At 61.0% G+C, this 16,503-nt stretch carries 19 protein-coding genes; 10 read left to right on the plus strand and 9 right to left on the minus strand.

The window, feature by feature from the left end:
* Positions 1–1,016 precede the first annotated feature (1,016 nt).
* From DIE08_RS13735 to DIE08_RS13745, 4 genes are all read left to right on the plus strand, one after another.
* Positions 1,017–2,021, plus strand: coding sequence for a PRTRC system protein D (locus DIE08_RS13735; protein WP_059703045.1), 1,005 nt, complete (start codon positions 1,017–1,019; stop codon positions 2,019–2,021).
* A 9-nt stretch (positions 2,022–2,030) separates the two neighbouring features.
* Positions 2,031–2,369 (plus strand): hypothetical protein, encoded by a 339-nt coding sequence (locus DIE08_RS13740; RefSeq protein ID WP_059913757.1) that lies wholly within the window; start codon positions 2,031–2,033, stop codon positions 2,367–2,369.
* Positions 2,370–2,487: 118 nt separating this feature from the next.
* Positions 2,488–2,643, plus strand: coding sequence for a hypothetical protein (locus DIE08_RS35645; protein WP_172441916.1), 156 nt, complete (start codon positions 2,488–2,490; stop codon positions 2,641–2,643).
* A complete protein-coding gene (locus tag DIE08_RS13745; protein WP_124902190.1) occupies positions 2,640–2,894 on the plus strand; it encodes a hypothetical protein in 255 nt (84 codons plus the stop codon). The genes DIE08_RS35645 and DIE08_RS13745 overlap by 4 nt, the downstream gene beginning before the upstream one ends.
* A gap of 45 nt (positions 2,895–2,939) precedes the next feature.
* Here DIE08_RS13745 and DIE08_RS13750 read toward each other — a convergent pair whose 3' ends face one another.
* The 6 genes from DIE08_RS13750 to DIE08_RS13780 all read right to left on the minus strand — a co-directional run bounded on the left by DIE08_RS13750 (position 2,940) and on the right by DIE08_RS13780 (position 7,160).
* Positions 2,940–3,167 carry a hypothetical protein gene (locus DIE08_RS13750; protein WP_260436519.1) on the minus strand — a complete coding sequence of 76 codons (228 nt, stop codon included), beginning with the start codon at positions 3,165–3,167 and terminating at the stop codon, positions 2,940–2,942.
* 96 nt (positions 3,168–3,263) lie between these two features.
* Positions 3,264–4,406 (minus strand): toprim domain-containing protein, encoded by a 1,143-nt coding sequence (locus DIE08_RS13755; RefSeq protein ID WP_124902191.1) that lies wholly within the window; start codon positions 4,404–4,406, stop codon positions 3,264–3,266.
* 397 nt (positions 4,407–4,803) lie between these two features.
* Positions 4,804–5,394: a single-stranded DNA-binding protein gene (locus DIE08_RS13765; RefSeq protein ID WP_124902192.1), complete on the minus strand. Its 591-nt coding sequence runs from the start codon at positions 5,392–5,394 to the stop codon at positions 4,804–4,806.
* Positions 5,395–5,405: 11 nt separating this feature from the next.
* A complete protein-coding gene (locus DIE08_RS13770; RefSeq protein ID WP_124902193.1) occupies positions 5,406–6,248 on the minus strand; it encodes a hypothetical protein in 843 nt (280 codons plus the stop codon).
* Positions 6,236–6,685 carry a hypothetical protein gene (locus tag DIE08_RS13775; protein WP_124902194.1) on the minus strand — a complete coding sequence of 150 codons (450 nt, stop codon included), beginning with the start codon at positions 6,683–6,685 and terminating at the stop codon, positions 6,236–6,238. The genes DIE08_RS13770 and DIE08_RS13775 overlap by 13 nt, the downstream gene beginning before the upstream one ends.
* 112 nt (positions 6,686–6,797) lie before the next feature.
* Complete coding sequence (locus DIE08_RS13780) at positions 6,798–7,160, minus strand: hypothetical protein (protein ID WP_124902195.1); 363 nt, start codon at positions 7,158–7,160, stop codon at positions 6,798–6,800.
* A 424-nt stretch (positions 7,161–7,584) separates the two neighbouring features.
* On the opposite strand from DIE08_RS13780, the gene DIE08_RS13785 reads away from it, so the two are divergent.
* The 6 genes from DIE08_RS13785 to DIE08_RS13810 all read left to right on the plus strand — a co-directional run bounded on the left by DIE08_RS13785 (position 7,585) and on the right by DIE08_RS13810 (position 12,804).
* Positions 7,585–8,286: a nuclease-related domain-containing protein gene (locus tag DIE08_RS13785; protein WP_124902196.1), complete on the plus strand. Its 702-nt coding sequence runs from the start codon at positions 7,585–7,587 to the stop codon at positions 8,284–8,286.
* Between the two features lie 226 nt (positions 8,287–8,512).
* Positions 8,513–9,748 carry a hypothetical protein gene (locus DIE08_RS13790; protein WP_059702686.1) on the plus strand — a complete coding sequence of 412 codons (1,236 nt, stop codon included), beginning with the start codon at positions 8,513–8,515 and terminating at the stop codon, positions 9,746–9,748.
* Between the two features lie 52 nt (positions 9,749–9,800).
* Positions 9,801–11,000: a FlhC family transcriptional regulator gene (locus DIE08_RS13795; protein ID WP_059534549.1), complete on the plus strand. Its 1,200-nt coding sequence runs from the start codon at positions 9,801–9,803 to the stop codon at positions 10,998–11,000.
* Positions 10,990–11,187 (plus strand): hypothetical protein, encoded by a 198-nt coding sequence (locus DIE08_RS13800; protein WP_124902197.1) that lies wholly within the window; start codon positions 10,990–10,992, stop codon positions 11,185–11,187. The genes DIE08_RS13795 and DIE08_RS13800 overlap by 11 nt, the downstream gene beginning before the upstream one ends.
* Before the next feature lie 7 nt (positions 11,188–11,194).
* The gene (locus tag DIE08_RS13805; protein ID WP_124902198.1) at positions 11,195–11,560 is read left to right on the plus strand and encodes a hypothetical protein; all 366 of its coding nucleotides are present in this window, start codon (positions 11,195–11,197) and stop codon (positions 11,558–11,560) included.
* Between the two features lie 224 nt (positions 11,561–11,784).
* Entirely contained in the window at positions 11,785–12,804 is a 1,020-nt protein-coding gene (locus tag DIE08_RS13810) for a CAP domain-containing protein (protein WP_059534543.1), read from the plus strand.
* Between the two features lie 753 nt (positions 12,805–13,557).
* On the opposite strand, the gene DIE08_RS13820 is transcribed toward DIE08_RS13810, so the two are convergent.
* From DIE08_RS13820 to DIE08_RS13830, 3 genes are read right to left on the minus strand one after another with little or no spacing between them, the layout of a single operon-like run.
* Complete coding sequence (locus tag DIE08_RS13820; RefSeq protein ID WP_124902200.1) at positions 13,558–14,760, minus strand: hypothetical protein; 1,203 nt, start codon at positions 14,758–14,760, stop codon at positions 13,558–13,560.
* Positions 14,761–14,769: 9 nt separating this feature from the next.
* A complete protein-coding gene (locus DIE08_RS13825; RefSeq protein ID WP_124902201.1) occupies positions 14,770–15,363 on the minus strand; it encodes a type 4 pilus major pilin in 594 nt (197 codons plus the stop codon).
* 11 nt (positions 15,364–15,374) lie between these two features.
* Entirely contained in the window at positions 15,375–16,478 is a 1,104-nt protein-coding gene (locus tag DIE08_RS13830) for a type II secretion system protein (RefSeq protein WP_409360397.1), read from the minus strand.
* Positions 16,479–16,503: the final 25 nt, after the last annotated feature.

Genomic DNA, 16,503 nt, shown 5'->3' on the forward strand with positions numbered 1-16,503 from the left:
CGGTCTTGCTGCTTCCCGTCCTTTAGCGATTCCATCCGATCAGCCCGACGCATGGGAAGTACATGCGTTCCGACCGTCCATCCTGCTGCCATGACCGACGCGGCCCGCGCTTCGCGCAAACCGTCACCGATCATTCCGCGCCCGCTTGTCGGACGCGCTGCGCGGATTGCCTCCGCCCAGTCCAGCTTCGTGGCTACCCTGCCAGCCTGACGCTTGCGCGTCTCGGCGTCGACGAACCTCGCGGTCGCCGCGCCGGGCTACGTGCCGGGCAATTCCTGTTGCGCATTTGGGTTACGGCTGCGCCTACCGTTCGTTCTTCCAATCAGGGAATCGCGACGCCGGTCTCTCCGGTTCGCAAGACTTCCCCCGCCCCCAAGCACGTTCATGTCCGCCGCGGTGTATCGGGCTTCCTGAACGCACCCAGCTCGTTCGCTGAAAGGGCGTGAGTAGACGCAATCGAGGTTGCGTGGACTGTCCGGTGTCCGGTGTCCACATGTCCTCATTGCGTCCCATTGCGGCAAACCGCCGCCGATCGTATGGATATCGCACTGTCCAGGGGTCCTCAAGGTGGACCACTGTGTACTTGATTTGCTTCAGAAAAAGGCCGCGTCAATCTGCGGCCCGGACATTTCACTGCGTTGGAGGCCCAAAGCGGGCCGGAAGGAGAGGTGTGAGCGCTTGGCGCTCGGTTTCGATGCGTCGATGACGCGGTAGGTGATGCCCAGAATAGGCGGTTTTGTCACGCTCAGCCGCGCGAAAGCTGGCGGGAAGTGCGCCGCTTTCCAAAACTTGACTTTGCGTACCGCTCGATAGACTGAATCACGCAATCTCGGACTTTATCCGGGAGATTCAAGGGCTCGCCATTGCAATCTCCCACTTTATGTCCGACTTCGGTAACGGCCCGTTCTCAATGTCCGACTTTATCTAGGACTTTGGTGCAGTCGCTGTGCCGAAGTTCGACTCCGGGTTCGATGTTGCACTTGCCTTCCATGAACCAGTGACCAAAGGAGTCGCCCTTGAAAACTGCAGTCTTTGCTATCGACGTCGGCTACGGCAATACGAAATACGCACACCGTGCCGCGAACAACGCCGTGGCCTCCGGAATGTTTCCGTCGCTCGCGCCGCTTGCGGCGAGCCGTTCGATCGCCGGCTACGGAGACAGCGTGCTGACCACCCGCAAGGTAGCCACCATCGTGATCGACCAGGTCGAGTACGAGGTCGGCCCGGACGTTTCCCTGACTGCCGCATACGGCAATACCGGACGCGCGCTGGCGGACGATTACATTCTCACGAACAACTATGCCGCGTTGCTCCTCGGCGCGATCCACTTTTCCGGCGTAACCCATGTCGAACGCCTGGTGCTCGGCCTGCCGGTTCACAACCTGAAGAAGTACGCAGGTGCGTTGATGGAACGGTTCACCGGCACACTGGATTTCGGCGCGGGCCGCGTGAAGATCGACAAGGTGATGGTGATCCCGCAGCCGCTCGGCTCGCTCGTCCTCGCCTCCAGCAACCGGAAAGGCGGGTTTGGCCGCGACGTTGAACATCTCGTCGTCGACGTCGGCTACTTCACGACCGACTGGGTGTACGCGAGCGGCTTCGCGATGGACGACAAGCGCAGCGGTGGCATGCCGGGCGGCGCATCTCAGATCTATCAGCGCATCGCCCAGCTGATCGCACGCGACCAAGGCGACGCGGTCGAGGACATCGAGCGGATCGACAAAGCACTGCGCGAGCAGACGCCGTTCTTCTTCTACGGGAACGACATCGACCTCGCGCCCTATCTCGAGAAAGCGCAGCCGTTGATTTCGGGCGTCGTGAAGGAAATGCAAAACAACGTCGGCCGTCTGGCGAACGTTCGATCGATCATCCTGTCCGGCGGAGGCGCGGCACTCTACGCGTCCGTCATCCGACAAGCGTTCCCGCGGGTCGTCATCGAGGTGATCGACGCGCCGTGCCTCGCGAACGTTCGGGGGTTCCTGCTGGTCGGGGAATCGAGCGTCGCGCGCGAACGCCGGTAAGGAGGGGGCATGAGCGACAAGATCGAGATGACCATCACGATCAACGAGCTCGTGTCGCCGCTGCTGTTCGAGCGGTTGAGCGCGTGTCCGTCGGCCCGTCGCCGGGCCGCCGTCCTCAAGGCGTTGGCCGAATCAGCGCTTCGTCACGAATTGACCGGGCAGGCGCTCGTCGTAACGCCTGCAGTGGCCGCGCCGCTCGTCGCGCCCGCATCACCCCAGGCTACGCAAGCGCGCGCGACTGGCGCCGACGAGAGCGACGCGTTTCAGGTACTCAGCGTTGGCGATGGGAGTCTTGACGGCGCCGGCTTCGCTGACTCGCTTCACGATCAGCTCGGGGTATGGGCGTGACAGCCCATCGGTCGGTTTTTTCGCGGCTTGCTTTTTGTATAGACCTGAGAGAATTGCTGTACGAGGTAGGTGTTCAAAACGTGTGCCACGTCTTGCACCGATAGATAAGGAGAAGAAGATGCTGGAACTGATCGAGTGGATTCGCAACGGTGAACTGATTCACAAGCTCGCATCCCCCTACTTTTGGCTGGCGATCGCGGCGGCCGCGATTGCTGCCGAATACTGCGTCGAGGCATGGCACGCCCATATGGCCAATGCCAAGGACGAGCAATGAACTCCGTCGCCGGCACCGCGTCCACGGTCATCCGTGGATTCCGGGCCCTTCCGTTTGTCCTGCGTCGCCTCGTTCTGGTCTTGGTGTATTCGCTGATCTTCGTGGCCGGCGCCTTCATGCACAACCACGGCGCGGGCGACATCGCCGGTCTGTTTCTTCTTGTTGGCGCGATCGGCACATTTTGGGCCGCCGGGGCGTGGAGAGTATTCAAGCTCATCCTCCTTCTCGTCCTGGCTATCGTGGGCGACTAAGCAAAAAAAAAGCGACTTCCCGAGGGAAGTCGCTTGTCTTCAGGTTTAGTGAGCTCGGCTCTTCTCTTTTTCTTCGAGCCACGCCATGCAAAAATCGACAGCCGGCTGGAACGCTTCATCCCGGAGGATGTAGCGATCGTCGCCTTCGAGCAGCCGGTCGATCACGTCGAAGCGCGGACCTTCGGTGAAGTCCGCTGCCCCCTCTGAGGCCACCTTGGGCGGCACCTCGATCACTTCAAATTCATCCAGCACCAGTCGAAACGAGCCCATCATTCACCTCGTGATGTGGCCCGGCGCAATACGGCCCGGAGGGGACGTATCCCCACCGGGTAAGAAAAAAATGAATGCCGGCTACTGCCGGCACCAAAGTCACATTGCTGCGCACATTCCACTGGTGCGGATCCGCGTCAGGTTCCTTTTCCGCGTTTCCTCCCGCGCCAGTTGCCTAGCGCGCACATGGTCACGCTGTTGCGCCCGCCGTTGGTACTGCAACTTCCACACGTCACAGAAATCCACGCCCTCGACCACCGACTTCACGATCGAAACGCGCTTGCCGTGCGCACGAATGCGATCAGCAAGAAGCTGCGCATGGTGTTCACCCGGCCTGAAGCCGCGCCGGTGATCTACCTTGTCTCGATCGGCGTAGATGATCACGTGGTCGTAGTCGTTCCAGTTGATATCGGCATGCTCCAGGCCACCACAATTCAGCAGGCAGCGGACCTCGATGCGATTCTCGTACCGTGCGACGACCGCAAAACCAGTCTCGGCGCCCTCCACCAGCGCTAGCGTGCGAGAGCGCGTCGTATTGAGCCGCACCGACGAACCGAAACTGCCGGCCGGCGCGCTCATCTCCAGCTTCGCTCGCGGCTTCCCGTTCTTCGTGAGAAACGGAACCTTCTCGCCATCGGCCGTGAGGTAGGTGCGATGGACACGCCGCGGCTTCCCTGCTTGCGACCGCGCGCGCTGAAGCATCACGGGAAACTTTCCCTGCTTCTTGCCGAAGGCGTCGACGTACTCCAAGCCTGGGTGACAGCGCACGTCGCGCCCGATCCACTCGAGCCGTAGCCCGGGAATCCGCGTCGATAGGTATGTCCAGACAGGCGAATCAACCGTCACCGGAGCGGCGCCGTCCCACGCGGCCTGCATTTCACGACACTTCTGCTCGTCGCTTTTTTCAGGCCGGACCGGGACCGGCTTTGCCTTGCGGACCACCGCGACCGGAATACCACCGTTGTAGTTGCCGGTTCCGAGCTCGTAGTAGATCTCGCGATACGGTTTACCGGTCACTTCGTGAATCAGCTGTACGCCGGTACCGCCCTTCAAGCAGCGCGCACAATGCCAACCACCGCGGGGGTCCTTCTCGGCTGGATAGAGCCGGAAGGTCTCTTCCCCATCGCAAAGCGGGCACGACCACCAGCGCCCTTTTCCGTTCAAAAATCGACTGTCGATGTAGTGCGGAAAAACACTGGGCCAGTCGATGGCTGCGAGATTCAGCTTCTTCAGCTCTCCCATGATTCGTCCTCCGTTCGCACAACGGCGAAAACGCGTGCATTCGCCACCGGTCGGATAGCCAGCACAGATGGATCAACAAACCTTCCTACCGCCGCGGACTCCAACGGCACGTCGAATCGACGCGTCATGGAGAGCCCAGAGCGGGACGAAAGGCAGAAACACTTCACGTTCACGGATCTCTCCAGTTGGACTGCGGGTTTTTCGATGCCTGAGACAGGCGCGGAAACGCTTGCTCAACGAAGCCGCGCGCGGGCGCGTCGGCTTGGTTCAGCAACGTCAGCGGAACAGGGAATTGCGGGTGGGAAGGAAGACGGCGTGTGACGTGCCCGAAGGCACGTCGCACGCTATAGGTGAGAGAAAACGGGAGCGAGTAGCAGGATGGTGAGCTTTTCCGGGATCAGAGCGCGGCCCACGCTTTGCGCGGATACCACGATTCGAACGGAATATCGTCATCCATCTCATCGAAGCCGCCCCCACCGCCGTACGACCGCGTCTGGTCCGCCGGGGGTGCAGCACGCTGGGGACGGGGTGCTGCATTTGCAGGGGCTTGGCTCGGTGCAGAACGTCCGGCCGGTGCTGCTGCCTGCCGACGCGTGCCCTGTTCGAAGCCACCGTCGCCGGCATGATCGCCACCTTCGCCGCGACCACCACCGTTGCGACCGCCGAGCATCTGCATCTGATCGGCCACAATCTCGGTCGAGTAACGATCCTGCCCGTCCTGGCCTTGCCATTTGCGGGTGCGGATGCGACCTTCGACGTAGATCGAGCTACCCTTCTTCAGGTACTCGCTCACGATCTCGGCCAATCGGCCGAAGAACGAGATGCGATGCCACTCGGTCATTTCCTTGTAGTCGCCGCTCGCCTTGTCCTTATAGCGATCGGTTGTCGCCACTCGAGCGTTCGCGACCGCGTCGCCACTGGGCAGGTATCGCACTTCAGGATCGGCGCCAAGGTTGCCGACGATGATCACTTTGTTGACAGATGCCATCTAGAACTCCTTCACTTGGTAATTGACCACAGCCACTTGTCCCACATGACTTGCTGGCCATCTTTGTAAATAGGTGAACCGTCTTCCTTGCGGAACGCCGGCACCTTGATCTTGCGCAGGCGCTTGACCGATACGCGGTCGCCAACGCGGCAACCACACTCGCTGATCGCTTCCTTCAGGCCCTCGCCCTGCAATACCTGTTCGCCCCCTCTCGTCTGGAGGCGAAGGGCAAACGACCGATAGCTCCGAGATTTGCCTGGTCGACGGTCGGGGAAGGTTTCTTCGCCCCAGCCGTTAATCCGGCCTTCGACCGGAGCGGAACGGCCGGTTTCGGCATCGCTACCTCGACGTGAAGAACGGAACCCACCCGATTCACCCACAGTCGTCTGGCGACCGACTTCGCGCTCAACGTCGGCTGGCGTTTCCGCACCCTCCGACGAGCGTGCCGATCGAGCTTCCGAATCTGCGGTTGGCGATGCGATACCCATAGCGCCAGTGGCCGGTACGCTTGTGCGGCGGATCGCTGTCGCGATCGCGTCCTTCAGCGGGGCCGGGTGCTGCTGCAACATCGCCCAGTGCGGCGCGAGCGCCGGAAGGATCTTCGTGCCGAACATCGTGTCGCCAGGGGCGTCATCGAATGCCGGTACGAACTCGACGACACAGTCGCCCTCGTCGACGAACAGATGGACGATCCCCGCGATTGTCACGAGCGTCTCATTTTCGGCGCCAGTGCCAACAGGCTTCGCGCTGCCGCACGCTGACGAAGGCTGCTCGACCGTCGACGCCGATGCCCGCGGACTGCCGGGGAAGGCCTGAGCGAGCACGCGCGTGAAGAACATGGCTACACCGCCCATTGCGCCTCCAGCGACAGTTGACCGCTACACCAGCGGTTGAGTCGGTTGAAGTCATAGTTGAGCAACGGAACTTCGCGGATCGCGTCCTGCATCGCGCGCGGTCGGACACGGCCGAGTGCGCAGACGACCGAGTACGGAATCGCCCCCGTCCAAAGCTCCATGATCCAGCCGAGCGTCGCGTAGTAATCGACCTTGTCCACCGGTCGGTTGCACAGCCGTTGATGGAGCATTTCGGCGCAGTCGATCAACGCCTCGGGGACGTTGTCGCTATGCCGGCTGTCGAGGGCGAAGAAAACCACGGCCTCGGCGAGCTTTTCCCGCACGTGCGGCTCCCAGCGATCGGGATCCGGCAAAGGATCGGGTTTGGGTGGAGTGATGAGAATCGGCGAATCACCGCCGAACATGTCGAGCTGCCAACCAGCTACTTGCGGTTTCATGAGCGTGCTCCGGATATCAACCGGGCACCTCATTCCCCTTACCGGGAACTTGGTTCCCGGTGGGAGATGGGGCGCCTGCGCGAATTGCTTCGCGCGGGCGGACAGGGGCGACTTACTTCGTGCCCGTTTTCAGGTGTTGGGCATTCGTCCGGTTCGACGAAGCCTTGATGGGGATGACAACAGCGGATTTCGCATACTGACGTTGCGGGACTGCCGGTGCCTGAGCTTCGGCTTTCGCCGTCGTGACAGGGCCGCTCTTCGCGTGCCGCGGACTTTCGTCAACATCGTGGCGATCCGCGGTGTCACGATCCGACTGACGCGGGGCACCCTTCGCGCTGCTCTTGAAGTGGTGAACTGCAGCAATAGCCATAAAAACGAAAACGATGATCGAGTGCGCGGCGATATAGGCCGCCAAGCACAGAGCGAGGAACTTGACAGGCGATTTGAACGCACTGCTGAACAGGGACTTCAACATGTTTCTCTCCAGAGAAAATCGAACAAGGGGATGTCCGGACAACGCCCGGTGGTTTCGATGCTCGGAACGAGCAAGGAAATCGGCGCGAAGCGCTTTCGTCCGCGACCTCGTTGGTCAGCGCACGAAATCACTCAGGGCCGATTGCAGGGAAGGCGCGGGCAAGCCGCGAAACGGCAGAGCCGATTGGCTCAGGTAGGTCGATGCGTCGGAAACGCGTGATAGAGGTAGGGTAAGCCGCACCAATGCGCGGCGCACGCGGAATGCTCGCCAATCGCGTACAGCTTTGGCTGCATTGTCCGAACGCAACCAGTTGTGGGGCAAAACCGAGAATGCTCCAGAAAATCGTATAGCTTTCTCCGGAACTTGACTTCGAAAAATCCGAGACAAACTGGACGCGTCACTTCATCAACCGAGGCGCATCCCAATGTTCTGGATTCTCATCCTTGTAGCTGGTGTCTGGGCACTGGCCAAGCACTACGCGAAGGCCCGTCCCCGTCGCCAATCGACTCCCCCGGTTACCCGCAGCCAGGCATCGGGCGATGCTGGCGAGGCGCGCGTGCTCGGCGAGTTGCGCCGCGTCCTGTCACAACTCTGCGGCAATGACTTCTACGTCCACCCCACGGCGCTGTTGTTGCTACACGCGCCTGGCACCGAGTTCCCGACCGCCGAAGTCGACCATCTCGTCGTCACGCCGTTTGGCATCTTCGTGATCGAGACCAAGAACTGGGCCGGCGCCATCGCGCCTGGCAGCAGCGCCGATACGGTCGTGTGCCACCTGCCGAGCGGCAAGCTCGAGGAGCGTCGCTCGCCGATCAGCCAAAACCGGGCGAAGGTTGCCTTCCTCCGCGGCACGTTGCCTTCCGTCTGGAACGTCCAGGGCCTCGGCGTCTTCGCGAACGACACGTGCTCGCTCTCCCCCGACCTCCCGCTTGCCCTCGTCACCCTGCGCGATCTGGGCTACTGGTTGCGTACCCAACGGGATCGACACGCGAAGTCGGGAAATCCGAACATCAACGTGCAGGCTGCGTGGGGCGTCGTGCGCCGCCTGAGCGTGGACGACCCGACCGGATCGGCGCTATCGGCTCACCGCCATAAAGTTGCCGGAGATTCATCCGTAAACAACTGACCACCTCCTTACATTTTCTAACAAACTGAAACAATCCGTTTCATTTTGTCGGCGTGCGCGATTTGGCGAAAGACACATTGTTTCGTGCAGCTTTCGCCCCTTGGCGCCGAAAAGCGCCGCGTAAGCTGGTGCAGGCCGCCAGGTCTCATTTCCGTCGGTCGGGCCTCCCCGATCCGACTAGTCGCCTAACCCGTGCCAGGGAAGGCATCCTCCAACGGAGAACACCTTGTCCAAGAAACCGCCTAAGAAACCCGAAGACGACGAGAACTTCAACCCTACCGTTCCCGACAATGCCACGCCGGCGGACGGCGATCTCGAACTGAAAGCCACGTTCGCGCATGTGCCGGACCAGCTTGAACTCACCACCGCCGCCCGCGAGATGTTCACCGGTCTGCCGGACGGTCTGATTAGAACAATCATTCAGGAAAGTGAGGAAGTCGCCCACTCGACGCGAAAGATCCTGCAGGAACACATGCGGATCGGCGGCAATTTTGCGCACATCCATGCATCCGTCATTGGCCACTTCGTCAGCACCCAAGGCGACAATCAGAAGGTCAAGAACCGGGCGGCCGAGCTCGTCTACTCCTTCCTCACCAAGGTTTTCCAGAAGTCGAAGTCGTCGGTCAGCCTGTACATCCGTGTCTACAACAAGTTCTCGAGCAACATCGGCGCGGTCGAGATGTTGACGTACAGCGATATGTCTCTGCTGGTGCACAACCACATTGGCGACGACATCATCGAGAAGGTCATCGAAGCCAAGCGTGATGACCCGACGCTCACGAAGAGCGAAGTCAAACAGCTCATCGCGACGCTGGAAGACCAGATCGCCGGAAAGGACAACAGCATCGAGGAGGCAACTTCGCAGCTGCATGCCACCATCGGCCGGCTGGACGACGCTCAGAAAGAGATCGACCGCCTGTCGTCCGAACTCACCAACGTGCGGCAGGAGCAAGCCCGGGAGAAAGAGAAAGCGCAGGAAACTCAGGTTTCGCTCGCCTCGACCGGCAAGCAGGTCAGCACACTGCAGCACACGATCGCGACCAAGGAACGTGAAGTCGAGCAGCTCACTGCCGAAATCGTCAAGCTCAAAGCGAACCCGGTGAAGACCGAGGTCCCGGTGCCGACGCTGCCGGAATCCTACGCGACCCTGCAAGAGGCAATGAAGGACAAGCTGGCCGAATTCGAGGCCGCCAGCGCGCAGCTGGAACAAGCGCAAGCCCAACTGTCCGAGCTTGAGGCGCGTGCGCAGGAACACCGTGCGTCGATCGAAGCGAGCGAGGTGCTCGAAAAGCGGATTCGCGGGCTGATCGATACCTTCAGTTCCTTCGTTCAGGACTATCACAGTGCGCAGTTGCTCGCGACAGCCGACGGAAACCCTGCCCGCTTCAAACCGCTGTTCCAGGCCTTCAGTGACCTGATCGGCAAGTTCCACGGTGAGGTGACGGCGGCCGCACGCGCCTGATTTTGCACGGGCCACGCTTTATTGTTGTGCAGTAGAAGAGAGACTCAGAAAAATGGACAAGAAAAACTCGCGCGAGACCTACCGTTCGATCGAGCGACTGTACGTACCCAACTGGTTGGCCGAGCGCATCCAGGTGACAAACTTCGACCTCGTCGATCAAATGAAGTGGCTGCTCGAAATGAATGGGGATTTCAACGACATTCTCGCCGTCGAGCGCAAAGAGATCGACCACGTCAAACATAACGAAGAGTCGCTGCGCAACCTCCTGCGCACGCCGTTCCTGATGGTCGCGCCGACCCTTGAGTCGGTCGAGGACTGGCGCTGCTTCGTCGACGACACCCCCACAACCGTCGCGGTCGACCAGCTGATTCGCAAGCTTCCGCCGCTGGACGCGCTCGCGAAGTTCTCGGTCGAACAGCACAACCGCGTCTTCCTCGACCTGGTCACGAGCGTCATTCACCTCAGCGTACTGGCCGCTCCGCTTCTCGGGGTGACGACCGAAGTGGTCGCCTACCTCGCGTCCGTGCCGACCTACAAGCTGCGTATCGCACTCGGTCGAATGAACGGATTGCCGCTGTTTCGCTGGCGCTTCAACACGCCGACGTTCTGGTATCAGTTCACCGCCAGCGATCTGACCGACGAGATGGTGGCGCACCAGATCATGGCGACGTCGCCGATCAGGATGAACAGCGCGCCCGGCAAGGCCGGCTGGAGCGAACTGCGCTTGCCGCGCGAGAAGAACGAGACGTACGCACATGCCCTGATGGCATACGGTTGCCGCGCGTCGACGGCCGCCAGCCTGTTTCGCCTGAATCAAAACGCGATGCGCCAACGGTATGTCGAGATGCACGGCACCAGCTCACCATGCGGCAACACGCCCAACTCGCTCAACTGGTTTGTCGAGACGCCGACCAATCGCCTGCACGGCACGATCTTCACCTGGCTGTACCGCGCTGCGCTCGCATCCGGCGCCAACGCACCGCAAGCGCTGATCGCAACCAACGACGTCTACCAGCAGATCTTCGGCGGGCAGCACGCGATCTCCGTCGACCGCGGCTGCAACCTGACGCGGGCGATGGCCGCCGACAACCGGCTCACGATCGCACCGTGCCGGACCTGCCGTACGGAATACATCGTCAGCAACAACGATACCAAGATTGAGATGCACCATAGCTTCGACTGCCCGGCCTGCACCGGGCAGCTTGGCGCGAAGCGGCGGAGCACGAAGGCGAGGTTGCGAAATGGCGACTAACGACGAACGCGTGGCACTGCATGCCCTTCCGGAGCTACCGGCGAGCCTGATTGTGATTAACAGCGATCGCCGACCGCAGTTCGCTTGGTATGACGCCGAAACCGAGCAGTACTACTCCGAGGCAGACGGCCGGGTCATCGTCGACGTCCGAGCCGCGCTGCCGTGGGCAGCAGCCTACGTTCACTAGAGGACACATGGACGACCTCGCCTACCTGGTCGCAGAAAGCAACGCCGCCTGGCTCGACGGCCGCGGCGACGGCCGATTCGAGCGATATGAACGGTTCTATCAGGCGCAGCGGGAGACACGGGCGGAGTCGTTCGAACTCGAGCAGGTCAACGAAGCCTATCCCGATTGGGTTGGCAGTCAGCCGCCGCAGGTACTTGGAATGCTGGCCACGCCTTGGTTCGGCAAGGTGCTGGTCGCACTCACCTGCATGTACGTCGGTGCGGCAGCCGTCCCCGCCATGTCTTCGGCCATTCCGTACAAATCGACCGTATTGCTGGGCGTGGCCTTCATCGGGCTGCGCGTGTTCCACTGGAAGCGACACAAATCCGGATGACCTTCAGACCTTGACCCCCGCCCGATGGCGGGATTTTTTTGCCGATTCACCATTAAGTCTGACGAAATCGAACCGTAATCTAGAATTGGCGGTTTTTGGCTCGCCCAAGCCATTTCAAAAAATGGGCCGCCGGCCGCGCGAACTTGACTTCGCCGCCGGGTCGGTAGGATGAAATTAAGGGTTCGCAGGGTGCGCGCCCAACAACAAGACGAGGACTCCAAGCAATGAAGAAGCTCACGACCATCAGCCTTTCCGCACTCGCAGCGGCATCGCTGCTCGCGCTCGCAGCCTGCGGTGGCGGAGGTGGCGATAGTGGCAGCACGAACACGGGATCGAACGGCAACAACCCGTCCAACCCTGGCACCCCGTCGACGACGGTCCCGGGCACGGTCGATAGCGCTCAATACCCGGCCGGCAGCGCCCAACTGGCCGCACTGAACCTGCTGAATCAGTACCGCACGCAATGCGGGTTCCCGGCACTCAAGCAGAACACCGTGCTGGATCAAGCAGCGCAGAATCATGCGAAGTACATGGGTCTCAATGGTGCTGTAACCGATACGGAAGTGTCGACGAATCAGGGATTTACTGGTGCAACGTATGTCGACCGTGCTGCAGCCGCTAAATTTCCTGCAGGAGCCATCGGCCTCGGGGTAAGCGTCGGTGTCGCAACGGGTACTGGCAGTTTCAGCGACACGCAGTACGGTCAGCAAGCGGTCTACTCGCTCGTTGGCGGCGTATATCACTCTGACGTCGCAACGTTCCCGATCGACACTGTTGGCATCGGTGAGTACCAGACGCAAGCCAGCAGTGGTACCTACCAGTTCACGAGCTCTTGGCTGTCCATGAGCCTCTTGAACATCGCGAGCAAAAGTGCCTCGAACGCACCTGCAACCTTCCCGTGCGACGGTGTGACGGGCGTACCGTACAAGGAAACCAGTGAAATCCCGATGCCGCCGAACGTATCGAACACTGGATGGGGAACCCCGATTAGCGTAATGGGCAACCTTTCCGATGTGATCATCCTGCAATCTGCATCGATTACCGGGCCGTCGGGTGCCGTCGCTGTCCAGGTACTCAATTCCGACACTGATCCGAACAAGCTGCTCGGTAAGTATCAGGCCGTTGCCTATCCGACTTCGCCGTTGCAGCCGAACACTGCGTATAGCGTGACGATCAACGGGACGGCGAACGGCACCGCGTTCTCACGGAACTTTAGCTTTACGACTGGTAACGTCGTCGGCTGATTATTCAAGCCGACAGAGCACAAAAGCGCCCATCATGGGCGCTTTTTTTATCCGCCTTGATATCCGGAGATCGGGGTTGCGTAGAATTGGTAGATCGTCCCGTCGTCGATTCGAACGGCACAAAGAAATTCGTAATCCGTCCCTTGGTAGTCACCGTTTACGTAGTATGGCCCGCTACCCCAGTGGCTGCCTATCATTGTCACCACACCAGTCCCAAACTGGTATTGGTGGAAATCTCCCGCCTGAAATGTGACCTTGAACCTACCGCCCGCATATGTCCGGACCGCCGCGTTGCAGATACTCGCCCAATCACGCGTAGAAGGATCTTGCGCGGGCGCCGTGCAAACTGGCGCGGTCCAGTATGTACCGGTCCACGTCGCGGGACTCGCCGTACCCCAACCACTCGGACAACCCGGGGGAGGGGCGGCGTAATTGCACTGCGGATCAGACCATCTCGACCCTTGCCAAACGGACGCTGATACGGTTGTCCAGCCAGCGCTGGTTTGGCACTGTGGCTGCGGGATCGCGCCGTTACGCAACGGAGCCGCGCACGTCGAATCCTGATAGCCCGGGGTGCACGGGATCGGCGCGCAAGCCTGCCGCATCCCGATATACGCGCCGGCCTTGTCGTAGAACGGATACGACCGAAGACCGAACCCCGGCTGGCACGATCCATCCGCAAATGCGCTGCTCGCAGCAACCGACATCAGCGCTGCCAATGCCCATTTCATCCAGCTTTTCACTCACTCTCCCTCAATATGAACAATAGGTTTCGACAACGGCGGTACCGCTGATGCCGTTACCGTTGCCGTCAGTAATGAACACGGTCCACGGGCCGCTGCCCGATGCCGACACGTTGACCGTCGCCGTCGGATTCACGTAGAAGCTCACCGGACTGAAGACGATCTGCGGCGTCCCTCCTGTCGCACAGTTCGGCGCAGGAACGCCCCAACCGTTCTGAACCATGAAGTAGCCGTGCCGTAGGGCCGGCCCGCCGACCGGCAGCCATGCGTGGTCTTGACAGGACAGCAGCTGGCCGCGCCCATCGCTGTTTTGTGCGACCGCCCCGTTCTCTGGGCACCACGCGCGCGGCGTCGCGATCGCACCTGGTGTAATCGATTGGGTCACATGCAGTTGTCCGGTGACCGTGCTGTCCCCTGTCGAGATCGGGGCCGGCGCCGTGCCCGCGGCATTCTGGACAACAAGAGTTCCGGGCGTCCGAACGGCGTTGCTCACCGCGACGTTGGATGCGGCCAACGTAGGCGCCGCGATCGTTCCGGTCGCGTCTATATTGCCCACGTTATGCAGATCGACACCGTTGACGTCCTGACTCCCCGTCCACTTCAATGAGCCATCACGCCGGATAAACACCGAGTTTCCGTCCGACGACGGACCGTTCGTTGCCATCACAATCGCTGCGGGCGCACCAGGCACCGGGTTGACCGCCTGCCATGCTCCGTTCAGCCCCTTGATCGTCGCGGGATTCTGGCTGGTCGAGAACCCGAAGTCGTTGCCGGCTGCTTGTGCCACGACGCCAGCGCCGGACACGTCCGGCTGCCCGAGTCGAGTCACGGGTTGCGACGAATAGAAGACGTAGGACACCTGGCACGAGCCGGATCCGGTCGAACAGTTGTCCGGGCCGACGCTCATCTGAATCATGTAGCTACCGCCCCAGATCGGTCCGGTGGCATAGTCCGCCTTCAGATATCCGCCGGCGCGCAAATCCGCGAACGTCGGCGGAGTGACCGCCGTCGCTTTCGAGCCGACCATCTGCCCCACCAATGACGCGTACTTATCGGTCACCCATTTCGACAGTGCGGCATTGATTACCGCCTGATTCTTCCCCTCGACGCTCAGCACGTCTTGCCGGCGTTTTTCGACGTCGTGCTGGATACCCTGCAACGTCATGAGCGCAGTTGCGACCAGCACGATCACGGCTTCAATGATGCTGAGCATCGTCGTTCCTTAGTTGCCCTTGGTCGCGTACATGATCACGCTCGCGGTCGCGCCTGCAGACGCACACGCCGTGGCAGCAGCGCCCGAGCTGAACGTCGTCGACGGCCCGGAGATCGTGGTGTTGTTCACCTTCACCTGCGTATAGGCCTGCGAAATCGAATCGGCCGACAGTGCGCACACGGTGGCCGGGATCGGATACGTCACCGCGATCGCGTCGTTCGTAGCCGTCACGGTGGCCGGCGCTGCCGTCACCGCGCCCCCAAAGATGCCCGTCAGCGCACCCGAGGTTTTGTTCAGGCGACGTCCGGCCGTGTCGAACGCACGGTTTTGCGTAAGCGACAGCATGGTGACGCTCGAGAAGTCGATCTCACCCGCCGTCGCATCTTGAATGCCGCTCACGAAGTACTGCGCTTCGCTCTTGAATTGCATCGCGTGGATCCGGTCCATCACGTAACCCCGCCCCATGTACACAACGAGCGCAATCAGCGCAGCCGCGGCCATCACGCCCGCCGCTTCGACCAGGGAAAGCTCGCCCTTTTGCTTGCGGCGCCCTTTGCCGATGTACAGTCGTTTGCCCGTGTTCATTTTGTTGGTCTTGTTCATGTCGCTTGCTCCTAGAATTTTTGATTGAGGGAAGTGGACGCACCATCGAATGCGACCGCGCCGGTTGCGAAGTACGAGCCGAGGCCGAACACAAGGAACAGCAGCACCGCTCCACCCAACAGCACGTAGTGCGTGATTTTTGCGTTCCGTTTTACTGCCTCGACCACGCGGGACAGGGAGTGCTGACCAAGTTCCTTGATTGACTCAACGAACTGATCACGGCCAGCCGCGTCGGTCATGATGTCGATGGTGGTCTCCGAGAAGATCCCGGTATCGAGTGCCTGCATTGGTTTGTCTGGATTCGCGGTCAATCTGGTGCTCATCCGCCGTAGGTGCCAACTCATCCACGGGTCAGCCGCCTTCGTCAGCCGGTCCAGCGCCGCGCGCAGCGTCAGCCCCGAGTCAAACAATCCAGCCAGCGATACGATCAGCAGCGCGGCACGAAGGTCGCGCCGATTGCGCCACATCAGTGGCATCGCATCGACCTTGTTTCGCCGCTCACCCGTCCAGCGCTTGAGCGTATAGAAATAGCCCGCCACCAGCCCCGCGACGATGCAGCTCGTCAGCCACCAGTAGTTCGCACAGAAGGTGTCGAAGGCGTAGACGAATTGCCCGAACGCCGACCACTTCTCGAGAGGTTGCACGTCTAGCGTCGCCGGCAGGATCTCGGACCCGAACAGCACGCAAAACGCGTACAGGTAGACGATCAGAAACGCGGGATAGGCGATCTGCATCGACGTTGTCGCCGACAGCACACCCTTCGCATGCGCCGCCATCTCGGCAAGCTCCAGGCCGCGGATCGCGGCGTCGTCGCGCGGCGATTGGCCTGCCAGTTCAAGCAGCACGAACTCGTCGGTGGGGACGAACGGCTTCATCGCCGTTGCGAAATCATCGCCAGCGCGCATGCGCTGCGCGATCTTCTGGAACGCCGGCCACGACAGGTTCTTGCGAGAGCGATGGCGCTGCTCGAGTGTCGTCAATCGTTCGAGCAGCGTTTCGCTGTTCCGCAGCCCTTTTTTCGCCACGTCGAGTCGCGTTTCGCGATAGAACATTTCGCGCAACGCGCGGAACCTCCAGGTCGCAACACGCATGCGTTCCGTCGCCGGGAGCGCCATGACGATCCAATAGACAAGGGCTTTG

The organism is Burkholderia sp. Bp9004 (genome assembly GCF_003858025.1).
GTDB classification, from domain to species: Bacteria; Pseudomonadota; Gammaproteobacteria; order Burkholderiales; family Burkholderiaceae; genus Burkholderia; species Burkholderia diffusa.